At 56.7% G+C, this 19,937-nt stretch carries 14 protein-coding genes; 5 read left to right on the forward strand and 9 right to left on the reverse strand.

Annotated elements, in window-relative coordinates; genetic code table 11:
- Nucleotides 1–114: 114 nt before the first annotated feature.
- Nucleotides 115–477, reverse strand: a complete 363-nt coding sequence (gene yacL / locus LGM20_RS21220; RefSeq protein WP_004204373.1) for a protein YacL — start codon at nucleotides 475–477, stop codon at nucleotides 115–117.
- Nucleotides 478–664: 187 nt separating this feature from the next.
- Entirely contained in the window at nucleotides 665–3,262 is a 2,598-nt protein-coding gene (gene acnB, locus LGM20_RS21225) for a bifunctional aconitate hydratase 2/2-methylisocitrate dehydratase (protein WP_044521035.1), read from the reverse strand.
- A 431-nt stretch (nucleotides 3,263–3,693) separates the two neighbouring features.
- Between acnB and LGM20_RS21230 the strand changes: the two genes are divergently transcribed.
- The gene (locus LGM20_RS21230) at nucleotides 3,694–5,325 is read left to right on the forward strand and encodes a DUF3300 domain-containing protein (RefSeq protein WP_044521034.1); all 1,632 of its coding nucleotides are present in this window, start codon (nucleotides 3,694–3,696) and stop codon (nucleotides 5,323–5,325) included.
- Nucleotides 5,326–5,330: 5 nt separating this feature from the next.
- Nucleotides 5,331–6,137, forward strand: a complete 807-nt coding sequence (locus LGM20_RS21235; RefSeq protein WP_044521033.1) for a DUF2950 family protein — start codon at nucleotides 5,331–5,333, stop codon at nucleotides 6,135–6,137.
- 44 nt (nucleotides 6,138–6,181) lie between these two features.
- On the opposite strand, the gene LGM20_RS21240 is transcribed toward LGM20_RS21235, so the two are convergent.
- From LGM20_RS21240 to pdhR, 5 genes are all read right to left on the reverse strand, one after another.
- Nucleotides 6,182–6,466: a hypothetical protein gene (locus LGM20_RS21240; protein WP_044521032.1), complete on the reverse strand. Its 285-nt coding sequence runs from the start codon at nucleotides 6,464–6,466 to the stop codon at nucleotides 6,182–6,184.
- A gap of 164 nt (nucleotides 6,467–6,630) precedes the next feature.
- Nucleotides 6,631–8,055 carry a dihydrolipoyl dehydrogenase gene (gene lpdA, locus LGM20_RS21245; RefSeq protein ID WP_002888731.1) on the reverse strand — a complete coding sequence of 475 codons (1,425 nt, stop codon included), beginning with the start codon at nucleotides 8,053–8,055 and terminating at the stop codon, nucleotides 6,631–6,633.
- A gap of 206 nt (nucleotides 8,056–8,261) precedes the next feature.
- Nucleotides 8,262–10,142, reverse strand: coding sequence for a pyruvate dehydrogenase complex dihydrolipoyllysine-residue acetyltransferase (gene aceF / locus LGM20_RS21250; RefSeq protein ID WP_044521031.1), 1,881 nt, complete (start codon nucleotides 10,140–10,142; stop codon nucleotides 8,262–8,264).
- A gap of 14 nt (nucleotides 10,143–10,156) precedes the next feature.
- Nucleotides 10,157–12,820: a pyruvate dehydrogenase (acetyl-transferring), homodimeric type gene (gene aceE, locus LGM20_RS21255; protein WP_023291996.1), complete on the reverse strand. Its 2,664-nt coding sequence runs from the start codon at nucleotides 12,818–12,820 to the stop codon at nucleotides 10,157–10,159.
- Nucleotides 12,821–12,957: 137 nt separating this feature from the next.
- Nucleotides 12,958–13,737: a pyruvate dehydrogenase complex transcriptional repressor PdhR gene (gene pdhR, locus LGM20_RS21260; protein WP_002888699.1), complete on the reverse strand. Its 780-nt coding sequence runs from the start codon at nucleotides 13,735–13,737 to the stop codon at nucleotides 12,958–12,960.
- Nucleotides 13,738–14,381: 644 nt separating this feature from the next.
- On the opposite strand from pdhR, the gene aroP reads away from it, so the two are divergent.
- The 3 genes from aroP (at nucleotide 14,382) to LGM20_RS21275 (ending at nucleotide 18,292) form a co-directional block, all read left to right on the forward strand.
- On the forward strand, nucleotides 14,382–15,752 hold the full coding sequence (gene aroP / locus LGM20_RS21265; RefSeq protein WP_023291995.1) for an aromatic amino acid transporter AroP: 1,371 nt from the start codon (nucleotides 14,382–14,384) through the stop codon (nucleotides 15,750–15,752).
- 183 nt (nucleotides 15,753–15,935) lie between these two features.
- The gene (locus LGM20_RS21270; RefSeq protein ID WP_017901173.1) at nucleotides 15,936–17,342 is read left to right on the forward strand and encodes a glycoside-pentoside-hexuronide (GPH):cation symporter; all 1,407 of its coding nucleotides are present in this window, start codon (nucleotides 15,936–15,938) and stop codon (nucleotides 17,340–17,342) included.
- The gene (locus tag LGM20_RS21275; RefSeq protein WP_044521030.1) at nucleotides 17,342–18,292 is read left to right on the forward strand and encodes a glycoside hydrolase family 43 protein; all 951 of its coding nucleotides are present in this window, start codon (nucleotides 17,342–17,344) and stop codon (nucleotides 18,290–18,292) included. The genes LGM20_RS21270 and LGM20_RS21275 overlap by 1 nt, the downstream gene beginning before the upstream one ends.
- 220 nt (nucleotides 18,293–18,512) lie before the next feature.
- Here the strand turns inward: LGM20_RS21275 and ampE are convergent, their stop codons facing one another.
- Both ampE and ampD read right to left on the reverse strand, forming a co-directional pair.
- A complete protein-coding gene (gene ampE, locus LGM20_RS21280; protein WP_032453846.1) occupies nucleotides 18,513–19,367 on the reverse strand; it encodes a beta-lactamase regulator AmpE in 855 nt (284 codons plus the stop codon).
- Complete coding sequence (gene ampD / locus LGM20_RS21285) at nucleotides 19,364–19,927, reverse strand: 1,6-anhydro-N-acetylmuramyl-L-alanine amidase AmpD (protein ID WP_023291992.1); 564 nt, start codon at nucleotides 19,925–19,927, stop codon at nucleotides 19,364–19,366. The genes ampE and ampD overlap by 4 nt, the downstream gene beginning before the upstream one ends.
- Between the last annotated feature and the right edge of the window lie 10 nt (nucleotides 19,928–19,937).

Consider the following 19,937-nt stretch of genomic DNA (forward strand, 5'->3'; position numbering starts at 1 on the left):
GGTTCTGCGCCGGCGGGAAGCGGGGAAAGGTACTCGTCGCGACCGGAGATGTGCCCTGCGCACGCGACGCTTAGCCGGGCTACGGTTTTCCTCAGCCCGGCGCACAACGAGTCATCAACGCTGCTGCATAAACTCACGATAGGCGGCAACCACCTGCAGGAAATCCTCAACACCACACAGAGAGAGGCTTTCTTCGTCGTAGTAGCTCATCCCCTCCTCGATTTCGTCGCCGGAAAATTCCAGCTGATTGGCGCGGATCATCACCTCTTCGCCATCCAGCCACAGCGTATATTCATGTCCGGCACGCTGCCAGGAACGTTCACTGCCTTTCACGGTGCGCGCAGCCTGCTCCACTTCGTCAAGCAGAGCAAGATTGTCTTTCACCTCCTCGTTGAACCAGTGGCCAATCGCCTCGTGATCCATCGACATTCGCACCTTTACCACTCCGGTAATATCGCGCAGAAATTCGTAGTCCATCGTCTTTTCCTCTGCAAGGGCAATGCGTCACCGCTGCACTGTACCCATGGAGTAATTATCGCAGCAGACCGAAAGAAAAAAAGCGTAACAGGCAGGAGGTTTGGAAATAAAAATGCCCGGTGATGCAATGTTCACCGGGCATTGGGGAGTTTGTAGCCAAACGGTCAGCCAGGCTGACCGGATGGTTTTACACCGCGGTCTGGAAGATCACGCCGTCAGCTTTTTCAGTGTACTGATCCAGCTGGTTGAAGTTCAGATAGCGATAGGTATCTTCCGCTGTCTTATCCACCTGCGCCACGAAGGTCTGGTACTCTTCCGGCGTCGGCAGTTTACCGAGCAGAGAAGCCACCGCTGCCAGCTCGGCAGAGGCCAGATAGACGTTAGCGCCGGTACCTAAACGGTTCGGGAAGTTACGGGTAGAGGTGGAAACCACCGTCGCACCGTCGGCGACGCGCGCCTGGTTACCCATACACAGGGAACAGCCAGGGATTTCGATACGCGCCCCGCTCTTACCAAATACGCTGTAGTAACCTTCTTCGGTCAGCTGCGCGGCGTCCATACGGGTTGGCGGCGCCACCCACAGGCGAGTCGGCAACTGGCCTTTGTGGCTGTCCAGCAGCTTACCGGCGGCACGGAAGTGGCCGATGTTGGTCATGCAGGAGCCGATGAACACTTCGTCGATTTTCTCGCCCTGTACGTCAGACAGCAGGCGGGCATCGTCCGGATCGTTCGGCGCGCACAGAATCGGCTCTTTGATATCCGCCAGATCGATGTCGATCACTGCCGCGTATTCCGCGTCAGCATCGGCTTCCAGCAGCTGCGGATCCGCCAGCCATTTCTCCATGCCCTGGATACGACGCTCCAGGGTACGGCGGTCGCCGTAGCCTTCGGCGATCATCCACTTCAGCAGGACGATGTTGGAGTTCAGATACTCAACGATCGGCTCTTTGTTCAGCTTGATGGTGCAACCTGCAGCAGAACGTTCAGCGGAGGCATCGGTCAGCTCGAACGCCTGCTCCACTTTCAGATCCGGCAGACCTTCAATCTCAAGGATGCGGCCAGAGAAGATGTTTTTCTTACCTTTCTTCTCAACGGTCAGCAGGCCCTGCTTGATGGCGTACAGCGGGATCGCGTGGACCAGGTCGCGCAGCGTAATGCCCGGCTGCATTTTACCTTTGAAACGCACCAGCACCGATTCCGGCATATCCAGCGGCATCACGCCGGTCGCGGCGGCGAAGGCCACCAGACCAGAGCCCGCCGGGAAGGAGATACCGATGGGGAAACGGGTGTGGGAGTCGCCGCCGGTGCCCACGGTATCCGGCAGCAGCATGCGGTTTAGCCAGGAGTGGATCACGCCATCGCCCGGACGCAGCGAGACGCCGCCGCGGTTCATAATGAAGTCCGGCAGAGTATGATGCGTGGTGACGTCAACCGGCTTCGGATAGGCCGCTGTGTGGCAGAAGGACTGCATCACCAGGTCAGCGGAGAAGCCCAGGCACGCCAGGTCTTTCAGTTCATCACGGGTCATTGGACCGGTGGTGTCCTGAGAACCGACGGAGGTCATTTTCGGCTCGCAGTAGGCGCCCGGGCGGATACCGGCAACGCCGCAGGCGCGGCCAACCATTTTCTGCGCCAGAGAGAAGCCGCGGGTGCTTTCCGCCACGTCTTTCGCCTGACGGAAGACATCGCTGTGCGGCAGACCCAGCGCTTCACGTGCTTTGGTGGTCAGGCCGCGACCGATGATCAGCGGGATACGGCCGCCGGCACGGACTTCGTCGATCAGCACATCGGTTTTCAGCTCGAAGCTGGCCAGCAGTTCATTGGTCTCGTGATTACGCACTTCGCCTTTGAACGGGTAAACGTCGATGACGTCGCCCATGTTCAGGTTTGACACATCCACTTCGATAGGCAGCGCGCCCGCATCTTCCATGGTGTTGAAGAAGATTGGCGCGATTTTGCCGCCCAGGCACAGGCCGCCGCCGCGCTTGTTCGGCACGTTCGGGATATCGTCGCCCATAAACCACAGCACCGAGTTGGTGGCCGATTTACGTGAAGAGCCGGTCCCGACCACATCGCCGACGTAGGCCAGCGGGTAGCCTTTCTGCTGCAGGGCTTCGATCTGTTTGATCGGGCCAACCACGCCCGGTTGATCCGGTTCAATGCCTTCGCGGGCGTTTTTCAGCATCGCCAGGGCGTGCAGCGGGATATCCGGACGCGACCAGGCATCCGGCGCCGGAGACAGGTCATCGGTGTTCGTTTCGCCAGTGACCTTGAAAACGGTAACGGTGATTTTCTCTGCCAGCTGCGGGCGGTTCAGGAACCACTCAGCCTCGGCCCAGGATTGCATAACCTGTTTAGCGTGCTCGTTACCCGCTTTCGCTTTCTCTTCCACGTCGTAGAAGTTATCGAACATCAGCAGAGTATGGGACAGCGCTTTCGCGGCAATCGGCGCTAGTTTCGCGTCGTCCAGGGCATCGATCAGCGGGTGGATATTGTAACCGCCCTGCATGGTGCCCAGCAGTTCAACGGCTTTTTCAGGGGTAACCAGGGGGGAGGTCGTTTCGCCTTTGGCGATCGCGGCAAGGAATCCAGCTTTAACATAGGCGGCTTCGTCGACGCCCGGCGGTACACGGTTAATCAGCAGGTCTAACAGGAATTCTTCTTCGCCCGCAGGCGGGTTTTTCAGCAGTTCTACCAGCGCGGCCATTTGGGTTGCATCTAAGGGTTTGGCAACAATCCCCATGGCGGCACGCTCAGCTACGTGCTTACGGTATTCTTCTAGCACGACGGTTCTCCTCGCTTCTCATTGTCATAATGCGGCCTACACCTCTTCAATCAATCTGCTTCGGTATTGGCAGTTTGCCGCCTTGACGCATCTTGAAGGATTTAGTGGCTGGGCGATTTTCTTCACGCTCCTGTGAGACAGCAGTTTGTAGGGTAAATGCCCGATACCGCGTCGGCAGCATAGCAGGATTTTTGAAAGGTGTTAATCTGTTTACAAAAAAGCAACATTAAAATTTAGCTGAATCGTTAAGGGCAGGATATTGCAGGCTTTCTGTTCAAATCCCGCGACAAAAATTCCTTTCCACGTACAACGCCATGGGCCGATCCCAACAATCATCAATAAAAATCCATACCGCTTACTTATACTCAGCAAACGCGCCGTTTTCGCAGATACTTTAGCGAGATGGGTTACTTTTTGGGTCAGGAGTTTCCATGTCACTGCCGTTCAAACCCCATATTATCGCCCTGCTCTGTAGCGCTGGCTTACTCGCGGCGGCAGGAACACTCTATGTGCAAAGCCGAACCCCAGCGACGATCGCTGAACCGCCTGCGCTGCAAGCGCCAGCGCCCGCAGCGTCGACGACACAGCCGGTGGCCGCCACTTACACCCAGGCGCAAATTGATCAGTGGGTCGCCCCTATCGCGCTCTACCCGGACAGTCTGCTGTCGCAGGTGTTGATGGCCTCCACTTATCCCGACAACGTCCTGCAGGCGGTCCAGTGGTCCCAGGATAACCCCGCGATGAAAGGGGATGCGGCCGTGCAGGCGGTTGCCAGCCAGCCATGGGATCCCAGCGTCAAATCGCTTGTCGCTTTCCCTGCCCTGCTGGCGATGATGGGCGAGAATCCGCCCTGGGTGGAAAATCTGGGTAATGCGTTTTTGGCCCAGCCGCATGATGTGATGGACGCGGTGCAGCGCCTGCGTGCCATCGCCCAGGAGACCGGGACGCTGAAATCCACGCCGCAGCAAAAAGTGATTGTCGCCGCAGCGGCGCCTGTGCCGGCCACCACTTCGAAAAGCAGCACCGTATCAACGTCAAGCACTACCGCGGCGGCGCCTGCGCCGACCCAGGTCATAAAAATAGAACCGACCGACCCGCAGGTGGTCTATGTTCCCAACTACAACCCCTCCACCGTCTATGGTACCTGGCCGAATAGCGCCTATCCTCCGGTCTATCTGCCGCCCCCTCCCGGGGAGCAGTTTACCGATAGCTTCGTGAAAGGATTCGGTTACAGCCTGGGCGTGGCGACCACCTGGGCGCTGTTCAGCAGCATCGACTGGGATGATGATGATGACTACCACCATCACGATGACGACTACCACCGCGGGGATTACTCGCATAATGGCGATAACATCAATATCAATGTGAATAATTTTAACCGCATTACCGGACAAAACCTGCCGGGCGATCACGTAAACTGGCAGCACAATCCCGCCTATCGCGGTCACGTGCCATACCCCGATAATACCGTCGCCCAGCGCTTTCATCAGACCAACGTATCCGGCGGACTGAGCGCGACCCAGCATGCGCCGGTCGATCGTGAGGCGCAGCGCCAGGCGGCAATGACCCAGCTTCAGCAGCGCAGCGCGTCGACCGCCACGGCAGGCAACCTGGCGGCAAACACCCCCTCGCGCGATGCCCAGCGTCAGGCGGCCTCGGCGCAGTTGAAACAAGCCACCCAGCGCAGCAACTACCGCGGTTACGACAGCGCGCCGACATCAACCCAGCAGCGTCGAGACGCGGCGAAAGCACAGTTGAAAAACCCGACGCCGCAGCAACAGCAGCGTAGGGAAACCATTAAGAACCACGAGCAGAATGCTACACCGCAGCGGCAACAGCGCCGGCAGCAGCTCCATTCCGCCACGCCCGCCCAGCGCCAGCAGACGGTCAATCATCTGCGCGCCAGCGCCCTTAGCGGCAACGAAAGCCGCGCCCCCTCCTGGCAAGCGCAGCAGGAACGGGGACGACAGAGTCGTCAGTTTTCCAGCGTAAACCGCGAGCAGCGCGACGGCGCCAAAGAGCGTCTTTCTGAACACCATGAACTACGCCGCCGCGGAGGATGAGCAGAATGAGAAACCCATTACCTATTGCCCTGTTCACGTTAATGCTGTCACCGCTTGCCGCCTTCGCCCAGCAGCAATATGCCACTCCCGAGCAGGCCGCAAGCGCGCTGGCCGAGGCGATCGGCCAGCAAAATGACGCGGCGCTGAGCGAGGTGCTTGGCGATAACTGGCAGCATTTTTTACCCCCCGACGGGATCGACCCCACGGCCGTCGACCGCTTCCAGCGCGACTGGCAGGTGAAACATGTGATTGTGCAGCAAGGTGATAACGCCTGGCTCGACGTTGGTAGCGAAGCATGGCGTCTGCCCGTCCCCATCGTTAAATCATCCCAGGGCTGGCGCTTTGATATGGCCGCTGGCGAAGAGGAGATCCTTACCCGCGCTATTGGCCGTAATGAACTGTCGGCGATAGCCGCCATGCACGCCTACGTTGACGCCCAGCAGGATTACTATCAACTGAACCACCGCTGGGCGCAGAAAATCATCAGTAGCGAAGGCAAAAAAGATGGTCTGTACTGGCCCACCTCGCCGGGCGAAGCGCCAAGCCCGCTAGGGCCCGCCTTTAGCCCGACGGTACCCGGCAGCGGCTACCATGGCTACCGCTTCCGCATTATCACCGGTAGAGATGAGCAGAGCGTCGCCTTGCTGGCATGGCCGGTGGCGTGGGGGGAAACCGGCGTGATGAGCTTTATGATCGATCAGCACGATACGGTTTATCAGGCCAATCTCGGTGAAGAGAGCGCGGCAAAGGCCCAGGCGATAACGCGCTTTGCCCCCGACGCTGACGCCGGCTGGCAGGTGGTCAAGCCATAAAAAAACGCCCGGTTACGTATACGCAACCGGGCGTTTTCATTCACTTAGCCCTGGTGGGGCATCAGAGACGGATCGCCGGCAAAGGCTGGTTTCGTACTGGACAATGCCGCTTCGTCAGCGCTGATGCTGCCGGAATTCGCCGCCCATACCCCTTCACTGGTCTTCGTCACCTGCTGATGCTGGGCATTCAGATCCTGGCCCATCGCCGCGATATGGGTCGTTTCCGTGCCGCCGCTGTTATCCGCCCACGGAATCGTGGCGTCAGCCGCGCAGGCTACACCGGATAAGCACGTTGCTGCGACCAGCGCACTGGTTAAAAAGCGTTTCATCACACACCTCATCGATATCGTTAACTACCTATAAGTTTACTGAGTGACTATTTACAAAGTATGTATGAGGTGTAGCGGTTTATGAATAGCGACATAGTTCTAAACATCAGGCATAAAAAAAGCGGCTCCGGGAGCCGCTTATGCTTTTTGCCTGAAAGAAAAAGTTACTTTTTCTTCGCTTTGGCGTTCGGCAGGTCGGTGATGCTGCCTTCGAAGACTTCTGCCGCCAGGCCAACAGACTCGTGCAGAGTCGGGTGAGCGTGGATAGTCAGCGCGATGTCTTCAGCGTCGCAGCCCATTTCGATAGCCAGGCCGATCTCACCCAGCAGCTCGCCGCCGTTGGTGCCGACAATCGCGCCGCCGATAACCCGGTGGGTCTCTTTGTCGAAGATCAGTTTGGTCATACCGTCTGCGCAGTCGGAAGCGATAGCGCGGCCGGAAGCCGCCCACGGGAAGGTGGCGGTTTCGTAGCTGATGCCTTTCTCTTTCGCTTCTTTCTCAGTCAGGCCGACCCATGCCACTTCTGGCTCGGTGTAGGCGATGGACGGGATCACTTTCGGATCGAAGTAGTGTTTCAGGCCGGAGATAACTTCAGCGGCAACGTGACCTTCGTGGACGCCTTTGTGCGCCAGCATCGGCTGACCGACGATATCGCCGATAGCAAAGATGTGCGGCACGTTGGTGCGCATTTGTTTGTCAACGCGGATGAAGCCACGATCGTCCACTTCCACGCCCGCTTTGCCTGCGTCGAGGTTTTTGCCGTTCGGTACGCGGCCGATAGCCACCAGTACGGCGTCGTAACGCTGTGCTTCCGCTGGCGCTTTTTTGCCTTCCATGGAAACGTAAATACCGTCTTCTTTCGCTTCAACGGCAGTCACTTTGGTTTCCAGCATCAGGTTGAATTTCTTGCTGATGCGTTTAGTGAAGACTTTCACCACGTCTTTATCGGCCGCCGGGATAACCTGGTCGAACATTTCAACCACGTCAATCTCTGAACCCAGCGCATGGTATACGGTACCCATTTCCAGACCGATGATACCGCCGCCCATGACCAGCATGCGTTTCGGTACGGATTTCAGCTCCAGGGCGTCGGTGGAGTCCCATACGCGCGGATCTTCATGCGGGATAAATGGCAGTTGAATCGGACGGGAACCCGCCGCGATGATGGCGTTGTCGAAGTTGATCACGGTTTTGCCGTTTTCACCTTCCACTTCCAGGGTGTTAGCGCCGGTGAATTTACCCAGACCGTTAACCACCTTCACTTTACGCCCTTTGGCCATGCCAGCCAGACCACCGGTCAGCTGAGTGATGACTTTTTCTTTCCAGGTGCGGATCTTGTCAATATCAGTTTTCGGTTCGCCGAAAACGATGCCGTGTTCGGCCAGCGCTTTCGCTTCTTCGATAACTTTTGCCACGTGCAGCAGCGCTTTAGAAGGGATACAACCCACGTTCAGGCACACCCCACCGAGGGTGCTGTAACGTTCTACGATGACGGTTTCCAGACCTAAATCAGCGCAACGGAAAGCTGCAGAGTAGCCTGCAGGACCTGCCCCAAGTACCACGACCTGAGTTTTGATTTCAGTACTCATCATGACCTCTGTAATTTATATCCGGCGGGTCTGACGCTATTATTCTTACGCCCAAGTCCACCGGGACGTTCTATCCGCGTGTATTTTACAAAATTGTTAACAATTTTTAAACAACAAACGGCAAACGATTTTGTCCTTTGTTGCTGATAATCCCAAACAGCCTGAGGTTATCAGAAAAAAGCCGGCCGTCAGGCCGGCTTTTTCGATTACATCACCAGGCGGCGAATGTCGCTCAGGGTGTTGTTGATGATGGTAATGAAGCGGGCACCATCAGCACCGTCGATCACGCGGTGGTCGAAGGACAGAGAGATCGGCAGCATCAGACGCGGCACGAACTCTTTACCATTCCATACCGGCTCCATCGCGGACTTAGACACGCCGAGGATGGCCACTTCCGGCGCGTTAACAATCGGCGCGAAGTGGGTCGTACCCAGGCCGCCGATGCTGGAGATGGTGAAGCAACCGCCCTGCATTTCTCCCGCCGTCAGTTTGCCATCGCGCGCTTTCTTCGAGATGGTGGTCAGTTCGCGAGACAGCTCGGTGATGCTCTTCTTGTTCACGTCTTTAAAGACCGGAACCACCAGACCGTTCGGGGTATCAACCGCCACACCGATGTTGATGTATTTCTTCAGCGTCAGGCGCTGACCATCTTCGGAGAGCGAGCTGTTGAAGCGCGGCATCTGCTCAAGCGCAGCGGCCACGGCTTTCATGATGAAGACAACCGGGGTGAATTTCACGTCCAGTTTACGCTTCTCAGCTTCGGCGTTCTGCTGCTTACGGAACGCTTCCAGATCGGTGATATCGGTTTTATCGAAGTGGGTAACGTGCGGGATCATGACCCAGTTACGGCTCAGGTTAGCACCAGAGATTTTCTGGATACGGCCCAGCTCCACTTCTTCGATTTCGCCGAACTTGCTGAAGTCAACCTTCGGCCATGGCAGCATGCCCGGGATACCGCCGCCAGCGGCAGCCGCCGGTGCGGATTCAGCGCGTTTAACGGCTTCTTTCACGTAGGCCTGAACGTCTTCGCGCAGGATACGACCTTTACGGCCGGTGCCTTTCACTTTCGCCAGGTTAACGCCGAACTCGCGCGCCAGGCGGCGAATCAGCGGAGTCGCGTGAACGTAAGCATCGTTTTCAGCGAATTCGGTTTTGCCTTCTGCTTTCGCAGCCGGCGCCGCGGCAGGCTTAGCGGCCTGAGCCGGTGCAGCAGCCTGAGCCGGAGCGGCGGCAGGCGCAGCGCCTTCCACTTCGAAGACCATGATCAGGGAGCCGGTTTTGACTTTATCGTCGGTGCTGATTTTGATCTCTTTGACGGTGCCCGCGAACGGCGCCGGCACTTCCATAGACGCTTTGTCGCCTTCGACGGTGATCAGGGACTGCTCAGCAGCCACTTTATCGCCGACTTTCACCATCACTTCGGTGACTTCAACTTCGTCGCCGCCGATGTCCGGGACGTTAACGTCTTTCGCGCCGGCAGCAGCAGCCGGTGCCGCGGCAGCCGGAGCGGCAGCCTGTGCCGGAGCGGCCGCAGGCGCAGCGCCCGCGACTTCGAAGATCATGATCAGGGAGCCGGTGGATACTTTATCGCCGGTGTTGATTTTGATCTCTTTCACGGTACCCGCGAACGGCGCCGGTACTTCCATAGAGGCCTTATCGCCTTCTACGGTGATCAGGGATTGCTCAGCGGCGATGGTGTCGCCCACTTTAACCATGATCTCGGTAACTTCAACTTCATCGCCGCCGATATCCGGGACGTGCACTTCTTTCGCTGCCGCGGCGGCGGCTGGCGCAGCAGCGGCCGGAGCGGCTTCTTTCTTCTCTTCCTGCGCAGGTGCAGCGGCTGCTGCACCCTCGGCGGAATCGAAAATCATAATCAGTTTGCCAGTCTCGGTTTTGTCGCCGACGGAGACTTTAATCTCTTTCACGACGCCAGCCTGCGGAGACGGGACTTCCATAGAGGCTTTATCGCCTTCTACGGTGATCAGCGACTGTTCAGCTTCTACTTTGTCGCCAGGTTTGACCAGGATCTCGGTGATTTCAACTTCATCAGCCCCGATGTCCGGTACTTTGATTTCGATAGCCATTATTCTTTTACCTCTTACGCCAGACGCGGGTTAACTTTTTCTGCATCGATGTCGAATTTCGCGATAGCATCAGCGACCACTTTCTTATCGATTTCACCACGTTTAGCCAGTTCGCCCAGCGCTGCAACGACCACATAGGAAGCATCAACTTCGAAGTGGTGACGCAGGTTTTCACGGCTGTCGGAACGACCGAAGCCATCGGTACCCAGTACGCGGTAATCGTCAGCCGGTACGTAAGTACGAACCTGCTCGGCGAACAGTTTCATATAGTCAGTGGATGCCACAGCCGGAGCGTCGTTCATCACCTGAGCGATGTACGGCACGCGCGGGGTTTCCAGCGGGTGCAGCATGTTCCAGCGTTCGCAATCCTGGCCATCACGCGCCAGTTCGGTGAAGGAGGTGACGCTGTACACGTCAGAGCCCACGCCGTAGTCTTTCGCCAGGATCTGCGCTGCTTCACGGACGTGACGCAGGATAGAACCGGAGCCCAGCAGCTGAACTTTACCTTTGCTACCTTCGATGGTTTCGAGTTTGTAGATACCTTTACGGATACCTTCCTCGGCGCCTTCCGGCATCGCCGGCATGTGGTAGTTTTCGTTCAGGGTCGTGATGTAGTAGTAAACGTTCTCTTGTTTCTCACCGTACATACGCTCCAGGCCGTCATGCATGATGACCGCCACTTCGTAGGCGTAGGACGGATCGTAAGAGATACAGTTCGGGATAGTCAGAGACTGAATATGGCTGTGGCCATCTTCATGCTGCAGACCTTCGCCGTTCAGCGTCGTACGACCGGAAGTACCACCGATCAGGAAGCCGCGAGCCTGCTGGTCGCCTGCCTGCCAGCACAGGTCGCCGATACGCTGGAACCCGAACATCGAGTAGTAGATGTAGAACGGGATCATCGGCAGGTTGTTGGTGCTGTAAGAGGTCGCCGCAGCCAGCCAGGATGCGCCTGCGCCCAGCTCGTTGATCCCTTCCTGCAGGATCTGGCCTTTTTCGTCTTCTTTGTAGTAAGCAACCTGCTCACGGTCCTGCGGGGTGTACTGCTGACCGTTCGGGCTGTAGATACCGATCTGACGGAACAGACCTTCCATACCGAAAGTACGCGCTTCGTCGGCGATGATCGGCACGAGGCGGTCTTTGATGGATTTGTTCTTCAGCATCACGTTCAGGGCACGAACGAACGCGATAGTGGTAGAGATCTCTTTATTCTGCTCTTCCAGCAGCGGGCGGAAATCTTCCAGCGTCGGCAGCTCCAGCTTCTCAGTGAAGTTCGGCTGACGGCTCGGCAGATAGCCGTGCAGTTTCTGACGCTGAGCGTGCAGATAGGTGTGCTCTTCGGAACCTTCCGGGAAGGTTACGTACGGCAGTTTTTCCAGATCGGCATCGGCAACCGGCACGTTGAAACGATCGCGGACGTAGCGAACGCCGTCCATGTTCATTTTCTTAACCTGGTGAGCGATGTTCTTACCTTCAGCAGTATCACCCATGCCGTAACCTTTGATGGTATGGGCGAGGATGACGGTCGCTTTGCCTTTGGTTTCCTGCGCTTTCTTCAGTGCAGCGTAAACTTTCTTCGGATCGTGGCCGCCGCGGTTCAGTGCCCAAATCTGCTCGTCAGTCCAGTCGGCAACCAGCGCGGCGGTCTCCGGATATTTACCGAAGAAGTGCTCGCGCACATAAGCGCCGTCTTTGGATTTGAAGGTCTGGTAGTCACCGTCAACGGTTTCTTCCATCAGCTGAATCAGCTTACCGCTGGTGTCTTTACGCAGCAGCTCATCCCAACGACCGCCCCAGATAACCTTGATAACGTTCCAGCCAGCGCCCGCGAAGATGCCTTCCAGTTCGTTAATGATTTTGCCGTTACCGGTGACCGGGCCATCAAGACGCTGCAGGTTACAGTTGATAACGAAGACCAGGTTGTCCAGCTTCTCACGGGTCGCGATGGTGATCGCGCCTTTAGATTCCGGCTCGTCCATCTCACCGTCGCCCAGGAACGCGTAAACGGTTTGTTTGGAGGTGTCTTTCAGACCACGGTGTTCCAGATATTTCAGGAATTTAGCCTGATAAATCGCCCCGATTGGGCCCAGGCCCATAGAAACGGTCGGGAACTGCCAGAATTCCGGCATCAGTTTCGGGTGCGGATAAGAGGACAGACCTTTACCGTGAACTTCCTGACGGAAGTTGTTCATCTGCTCTTCAGTCAGACGACCTTCCAGGAAAGCACGCGCATAAACGCCCGGAGAGATGTGACCCTGGAAGTACACCAGGTCGCCGCCATCCTGCTCATTGCGTGCGCGGAAGAAGTGGTTGAAGCACACTTCGTAGAAGGTTGCGGAAGACTGGAAAGAAGCCATGTGGCCGCCCAGTTCGAGATCTTTTTTCGATGCGCGCAGAACGGTCATGATGGCGTTCCAGCGGATCGCAGAACGGATACGACGTTCCAGATCCAGATTACCCGGGTACTCCGGCTCATCTTCAACGGCAATAGTGTTCACGTAACCGCCGGTCGATGCGCCAGCAGCCACTTTCACCCCGCCTTTGCGGGCTTCAGAAAGGAGTTGGTCAATAAGATACTGAGCGCGCTCAACACCTTCTTCACGGATGACCGATTCGATCGCCTGTAGCCAGTCGCGAGTTTCGATCGGATCCACGTCATTTGGTAAACGTTCTGACATGGGGGGTATTCCTTATCTATCTAATCGTTGATTAATCTGGAACCTGTCCCATTGAACTCTTCGTTCTTCACCTTTGAACAACCAAAAATTCAATAAGACAGGTTCTGCGTTTAGTTGCCGCGCTCTAAAAATGGCGCTTAAGAACCGGAGTTCTCGTCCTTTCGTTGCTGTAAACGACGCAGCGAGCGTTCTCTACGACTCTGCTCACGGCTACGGTCCAGCAAAATTTCCTCAATGAACGCCAGGTGACGGTGCGACGCCTCACGCGCCTGCTCCGGCTCCCCGGCCATTATCGCCTCGAAAATGCGAGTGCGATGGTTGCTGACCAACGGGAGCATTTCCCGGCGGGCATACAGCAATTCAAAGTTCTGACGCACGTTTTGCGCCAGCATCGGCTCCATACACCTTAGCAGATGGAGCAAAACCACATTGTGTGCCGCCTCGGTGACGGCGATTTGGTACTGGACGACGGCGCCGGACTCGGCGTCCAGATCGCCCGACTGCTGAGCCCGCTCAATAGCCTGATGCAGCTCGCGGATACGGTCGCGATCTTCATCATTGCTGCGCAGCGCCGCGTAATAGGCCGCAATGCCTTCCAGCGCGTGACGGGTCTCAAGCAGATCGAATTGGGATTCAGGGTGATCGGACAGCAGCTCGACCAGCGGATCGCTGAAGCTCTGCCACAGGCGGCTCTGTACAAACGTTCCACCTCCCTGACGACGAAGCAACAGGCCCTTGGCTTCGAGGCGTTGAATCGCCTCACGCAGCGAGGGGCGGGAAACGTCGAACTGTTTAGCCAGTTCGCGTTCAGGCGGGAGTTTTTCACCGGGGCGCAAGGTCCCCTCAAGGATCAGAAACTCCAGCTGCTGCTCTATCACATCGGATAATTTTGGTTGGCGGATTTTGCTGTAGGCCATATTCCCTGTCTCTGCCATTAGCCCGGAGTCAATTGGTCTTACCAATTTAAAGTTCGTAGCGCTAAAGTAACAAAGTATTCACCTTCTGTCCATACAGGTTTTGATTGAAATCAGTAAACCACGGACATTTTAACAACCTTACAGAAATAACATTTCAGAAATGTAACCTTGCACAAATGTTACGTTTACTCATAAAGAGGTAGCATTAACTTAATGGAAACGAAAAATTACGCTATCTGAACCGATTCAACGACCAGATAAGTGAATATAAAGGCAGTAAATACGAATAAATAACCAAATGAGAACAATGCGTCGGAATAATACTGAATGTGTCTATTGATGTCTTTTTAAACACATGGTCATCATCCCTTCATAAAGCAGGTGCATTCAAGCGCGCTTACCACTATTCTCCCTGAGACGAAAGGCCTTTTTCTGAATTACTGCACCGCCTTCCGTAAACAAAACAATACAGAAACGGAAGTCCAAAAATACACAAACACAACAATATGTGCGCGCCATCACTCAGGTAAAAAGTGGGCCACTTCGCCCAAATTTTCGCTGGCTATGCTTTCTGGCAGGGACAGCAGTGAAGCAGCAACCTGACGGATGACGTACACAAAAAATAACCACACACGAGGTTTCATATGGAAGGTCAACAGCACGGCGATCGGCTGAAGCGCGGCCTCAAAAACCGCCATATCCAGCTCATCGCGCTGGGCGGGGCTATCGGCACCGGCCTGTTTCTGGGGAGCGCGTCCGTCATTCAGTCCGCCGGCCCGGGTATCATTCTTGGTTATGCGATTGCCGGTTTTATCGCCTTTCTGATCATGCGTCAGCTGGGCGAAATGGTGGTGGAAGAGCCGGTAGCCGGTTCGTTTAGCCACTTTGCTTATAAATACTGGGGCGGCTTTGCCGGCTTCGCCTCCGGCTGGAACTACTGGGTGCTGTATGTCCTGGTGGCCATGGCGGAACTGACCGCCGTCGGCAAATATATCCAGTTCTGGTGGCCGGAAATCCCGACCTGGGCCTCAGCGGCGGTTTTCTTCATCGCCATCAACGCCATTAACCTGACCAACGTGAAAGTGTTCGGTGAAATGGAGTTCTGGTTTGCCATTATCAAAGTGGTCGCCGTCGTGGCGATGATTTTGTTCGGCGGCTGGCTGCTGTTCAGCGGCAACGGCGGCCCGCAGGCGACGGTACGTAACCTGTGGGATCAAGGCGGGTTCCTGCCGCACGGCTTTACCGGGCTGGTGATGATGATGGCGATCATTATGTTCTCCTTCGGCGGTCTCGAGCTGGTGGGTATCACCGCGGCGGAAGCGGATAACCCGGAGCAAAGCATTCCGAAAGCCACCAACCAGGTTATCTACCGTATCCTGATCTTCTATGTTGGCTCGCTGGCGGTCCTGCTCTCGCTGCTGCCGTGGACGCGCGTGACCGCGGACACCAGTCCGTTCGTCCTGATTTTCCATGAGCTTGGCGATACGCTGGTGGCAAACGCCCTCAACGTGGTGGTGCTGACGGCGGCCCTGTCGGTGTATAACAGCTGCGTCTACTGCAACAGCCGTATGCTGTTCGGCCTTGCCCAGCAGGGGAACGCGCCGAAAGCGCTGCTCAGCGTCGACAAACGCGGCGTGCCGGTCAATACCATTCTCGTCTCCGCCGTGGTCACCGCCCTGTGTGTGCTGATCAACTACCTGGCGCCGGAATCCGCATTTGGCCTGCTGATGGCACTGGTGGTATCCGCCCTGGTGATCAACTGGGCGATGATCAGCCTCGCGCATATCAAATTCCGTCGCGCCAAACAGCAGCAGGGCGTCACCACCCGCTTCCCCGCCCTCTTCTACCCGCTGGGTAACTGGGTGTGCCTGCTGTTTATGGCCGCGGTGCTGATCATTATGCTGATGACCCCGGGGATGGCGATTTCCGTTTGGCTGATCCCGGTATGGATCGCAGTGCTGGGCGTGGGTTATCTGTTTAAACAGAAAGCCGCCGCCACCGTAAAAGCACAATAATACATCTCATCAATAATTCTCTTTGCTCTGCGCCCTCCCTTAATAACGGGCGCAGAGCATTGTTATCTGCTTCACACTTTCCCTTCCATAGCTTATTTATCCATATCGTCAACGCGTTCCTGCAACGTAATTCTCTCGATAGCAGCCAATAATTCTCTCCATACTGCAACGGAGAGACCGCACATGGCAGACAATAGACTTTCAATAAAAGAAAAGATTGGTTATGGGATGGGGGATGCCGGATGCAATATCATCTTTGGCGCCATCATGCTGTTTGTTAACTATTTTTATACCGATATCTTCGGCCTGGCGCCGGCGCTGGTGGGCGTACTGCTGCTGTCGGTGCGCGTCATCGATGCGGTGACCGACCCGATCATGGGCGCCCTCGCCGACCGCACCCGCAGTAAATATGGCCGCTTTCGTCCATGGCTGCTGTGGATTGCCTTCCCCTACGCCCTGTTCAGCGTGCTGATGTTCACCACTCCTGAGTGGACCTATAACAGCAAAGTCATCTATGCGTTTGTCACCTACTTTCTGCTGTCGATTACCTATACCGCGATTAATATACCCTACTGCTCGCTGGGAACGGTGATGACCGCCGACCCGAAAGAACGTGTTGCCTGCCAGTCCTATCGTTTCGTGATGGTGGGTATCGCCACGCTGTTGCTGTCATTGACGCTGCTGCCCATGGCCGACTGGTTCGGCGGCGCCGATAAAGCGAAAGGCTATCAGATGGCGATGACCGTGCTGGCCTTTATCGGCATGTGTATGTTCCTGTTCTGCTTTGCCACCGTGCGCGAACGCATCCACCCGGCGGTGCAGACCAATGATGAACTGAAAAAAGATCTCAAAGACGTGTGGAAAAATGACCAGTGGGTACGCATCCTGCTGCTCACGCTATGCAACGTCTGTCCGGGCTTTATCCGCATGGCCGCCACCATGTACTACGTCACCTGGGTGATGGGGCAAAGCACCCATTTTGCCACGCTGTTTATCAGCCTCGGCGTGGTCGGGATGATGATTGGCAGCATGCTGGCAAAAGTCCTCACCGACCGCTGGTGCAAACTGCAGGTCTTCTTCTGGACCAACATCGTGCTGGCGATCTTCTCCTGCGCCTTCTATTTCTTTAATCCGCACGCCACCACGCTGATTATGGTGCTCTACTTCCTGCTCAATATCCTGCATCAGATCCCCTCCCCGCTGCACTGGTCGCTGATGTCCGATGTTGACGACTACGGCGAGTGGAAAACCGGCAAACGCATCACCGGTATTAGCTTCTCCGGCAATCTGTTTTTCCTTAAAGTCGGCCTGGCGGTCGCCGGGGCGATGGTCGGATTCCTGCTGTCATGGTACGGCTACGACGCCGGCGCCAAAGCGCAAAGCGCCTCGGCCCTCAACGGCATCGTGCTGCTGTTCTCGGTCATCCCCGGCGTCGGCTACCTGATCACCGCCGGCGTGGTGCGCCTGCTTAAAGTTGACCGCACCCTGATGCGCCAGATTCAGAGCGATTTAGAGAAGCGCCGCAGCAACTACAGCGAGCTGAATGAATACCAGGAACTGAAAACCAGTGAACACGTAAGGAAAGCCTGATGAACAACTGGCCAAACCCCTTTATTGAGCAACGCGCAGATCCCTTTATTCTGCGCCACCTGAATCATTACTACTTTATTGCCTCAGTGCCGGAATACGACCGGCTGGAGATCCGGCGCGCGGCAACCCTTGAGGGATTGCGCGATGCTGAGCCGGTAGTGGTGTGGCGCGCACCGCAAAGCGGGCCGATGAGCCAGCTGATTTGGGCGCCGGAGCTACATGAGATAGACGGTAAGTGGTATATCTATTTTGCCGCCACCTATACCCACGATCTGGATGCGCTGGGCATGTTCCAGCATCGCATGTTCGTTATCGAGTGCGCCGACAGCGATCCGCTGACCGGCCGCTGGCAGGAAAAAGGCCAGGTGGAGACGCCTTTCGATACCTTCGCCCTCGATGCCACCACCTTTATCCATCAGGGCAAACGCTGGTACCTGTGGGCGCAAAAATCTCCGCATATCGAGGGCAACTCAAACCTGTATCTCGCTGAAATGGCCAACCCGTGGACGCTAAAAGGCGAGCCGGTCATGCTGAGCAAGCCGGAGTTCGACTGGGAGTGCCGGGGATTTAAGGTCAATGAAGGACCCGCGGTGCTGGTGCATGGCGATAAGCTTTTCATCAGCTATTCCGCCAGCGCCACCGATGAAAACTACTGCATGGGATTGCTCTGGATCGACCGGGAGGCCGATCCGCTGCAGCCGGAAAACTGGCATAAAGCCCCGCAGCCAGTGTTCCGGACCAGCTATGAAAACCGCCAGTATGGCCCGGGCCATAACAGTTTTACCCAAACGCCGGCGGGGGAAGATGTGCTGGTATATCACGCGCGGAATTACACCGAGATTGAAGGCGACCCGCTGTATGATCCCAATCGTCATACGCGGCTAAAACTCGTCGCCTGGAGAGAGGACGGCATGCCCGACTTCGGCATCCCGCCGGCGGATACGCTGTAGCGGTTCGGTATGCTGCCCGCAGGCGCGGGTTCTCCAGGCCGGGTCAGGCGAAGCCGCCCCCCGGCAACATGACAAGCGCGGCGTCAGATATAGCGCCCGGCGGCGCTGTTGCTTGCCGGCCTGCGTGGTGTGAGCCCCAGGCCGGATAAGCGCAGCGCCATCCGGCAATCAAAGCCCCGCAGGTGGGGTATCCTGACAGATAGAGTACGGGCGCAGGCCGTTACACCAGGGTGCCGTAAATCGTCAGCAGCGCCATGATCACCACCACCACCAGCGAGGTTTTCTTGGCCATCGACACCGCGGCCTTTGGGGTCGCCACTTTATCCACGTGCGGTTCACGGGCCAGGGAATACTGCGCCAGGCGGGTCAATACCTGATACTGCGACGAATGGCGGTCGCCTAACGATGCAAACCACGCCGGAAGCGCTTTCTCTCCATGCCCCACCAGGGCATAGACAACCCCCACCAGACGCACCGGCAGCCAGTCGACAATATGCAGGATACCATCGATTCCAGACTGCAAACGATGATGCGGCGTCTGGTAGCGCGCCAGCCACGTCTGCCAGGCGCGCAGAACGCAATAAGCGATAAGCGTCAGCGGCCCCCACGCCCCCCCCACCACAAACCAAAAGAGTGGCGCCAGGTAGTAACGATAGTTAATCCATAACAGCGCATTTTGCAGTTCGCTAAGGTACTCGCGCTCATCACAGCCCGGCGGGACGCCATGGATCAACGTCAGCTCGCTGGCCATCGCATCGCAGGCGCGGCTGTCATTGCGCGACGCCGCTTTCAGATAGGCATGATAGTGCAGCCGAACCTTGCCGGCGCCGATGCACAGCAGACCCAGCAAGATCCAGAACACCAGCAGCGGTACGTTGAACAGCTGCCCCTGCAGCAAGCGCTGAATGAGGTAGACCACCGCGACGGCGACCAGGGTCATCAGCAGCGTTCCCGGCAACGAGAAATGTTTTATCCGGCGGAACACCACCTCCAGCCGATGATCAAGCTGCCAGTGTTCGCCCAGTTTAAACAGGCGTTCAGCGATAAGCACCAGCAGCGTAGTAAACAGCGTCATGAGGTCTCCTTTTCTGACGGCGCGCTGAGCAGCGCACGAAATTTTTTCCAGTCAAAGGCCGGTCCCGGGTCTGTCTTGCGCACGGGCGCGATATCGCTATGGCCCGTGATGTTTGTGGCGATGGCAGGATAAATCGTGATAAGCAGATCCGTCACCGCCGCCAGCTGCTGGTACTGCGCATCGGTATACGCCAGGGTATCCGTGCCTTCCAGCTCTATGCCGATGGAAAAGTCATTGCAGCGTTCGCGCCCCTGATAGCAGGAGACCCCCGCATGCCACGCACGCTTATCGAAAGGCACATACTGCACGATTTCACCATCACGCCGAATCAGACAATGCGCCGAAACGCGCAGATGAGCGATCTCGGCAAAGAAAGGATGCGCGTGCGGATCCAGGGTGCCGGTGAACAGCGCGTCAATCCATGGACCACCAAATTCACCTGGTGGCAGGCTAATGTTATGCACCACCAGTAAGGAAGGGGCTTCTTCATCCGGACGGCAGTCATGGTGCGGCGAGGGAACCCGACGCGCGCCGACCAGCCATCCCTCGTTCAACTGCATGCGGGATCTC

The sequence above is a fragment of the Klebsiella quasipneumoniae subsp. quasipneumoniae genome, assembly GCF_020525925.1.
Lineage (GTDB): Bacteria > Pseudomonadota > Gammaproteobacteria > Enterobacterales > Enterobacteriaceae > Klebsiella > Klebsiella quasipneumoniae.

Excerpts from the sequence above, each read along its gene's own strand:
- aceE (WP_023291996.1), bottom strand. The coding sequence starts at position 12,820 with ATGTCAGAACGTTTACCAAATGACGTGGATCCGATCGAAACTCGCGAC.
- lpdA (WP_002888731.1), bottom strand. The coding sequence starts at position 8,055 with ATGAGTACTGAAATCAAAACTCAGGTCGTGGTACTTGGGGCAGGTCCT.
- pdhR (WP_002888699.1), bottom strand. The coding sequence starts at position 13,737 with ATGGCCTACAGCAAAATCCGCCAACCAAAATTATCCGATGTGATAGAG.
- LGM20_RS21230 (WP_044521034.1), top strand. The coding sequence starts at position 3,694 with ATGTCACTGCCGTTCAAACCCCATATTATCGCCCTGCTCTGTAGCGCT.
- LGM20_RS21235 (WP_044521033.1), top strand. The coding sequence starts at position 5,331 with ATGAGAAACCCATTACCTATTGCCCTGTTCACGTTAATGCTGTCACCG.
- aceF (WP_044521031.1), bottom strand. The coding sequence starts at position 10,142 with ATGGCTATCGAAATCAAAGTACCGGACATCGGGGCTGATGAAGTTGAA.
- aroP (WP_023291995.1), top strand. The coding sequence starts at position 14,382 with ATGGAAGGTCAACAGCACGGCGATCGGCTGAAGCGCGGCCTCAAAAAC.
- LGM20_RS21240 (WP_044521032.1), bottom strand. The coding sequence starts at position 6,466 with ATGAAACGCTTTTTAACCAGTGCGCTGGTCGCAGCAACGTGCTTATCC.
- ampD (WP_023291992.1), bottom strand. The coding sequence starts at position 19,927 with ATGCAGTTGAACGAGGGATGGCTGGTCGGCGCGCGTCGGGTTCCCTCG.
- yacL (WP_004204373.1), bottom strand. The coding sequence starts at position 477 with ATGGACTACGAATTTCTGCGCGATATTACCGGAGTGGTAAAGGTGCGA.
- LGM20_RS21270 (WP_017901173.1), top strand. The coding sequence starts at position 15,936 with ATGGCAGACAATAGACTTTCAATAAAAGAAAAGATTGGTTATGGGATG.
- LGM20_RS21275 (WP_044521030.1), top strand. The coding sequence starts at position 17,342 with ATGAACAACTGGCCAAACCCCTTTATTGAGCAACGCGCAGATCCCTTT.
- ampE (WP_032453846.1), bottom strand. The coding sequence starts at position 19,367 with ATGACGCTGTTTACTACGCTGCTGGTGCTTATCGCTGAACGCCTGTTT.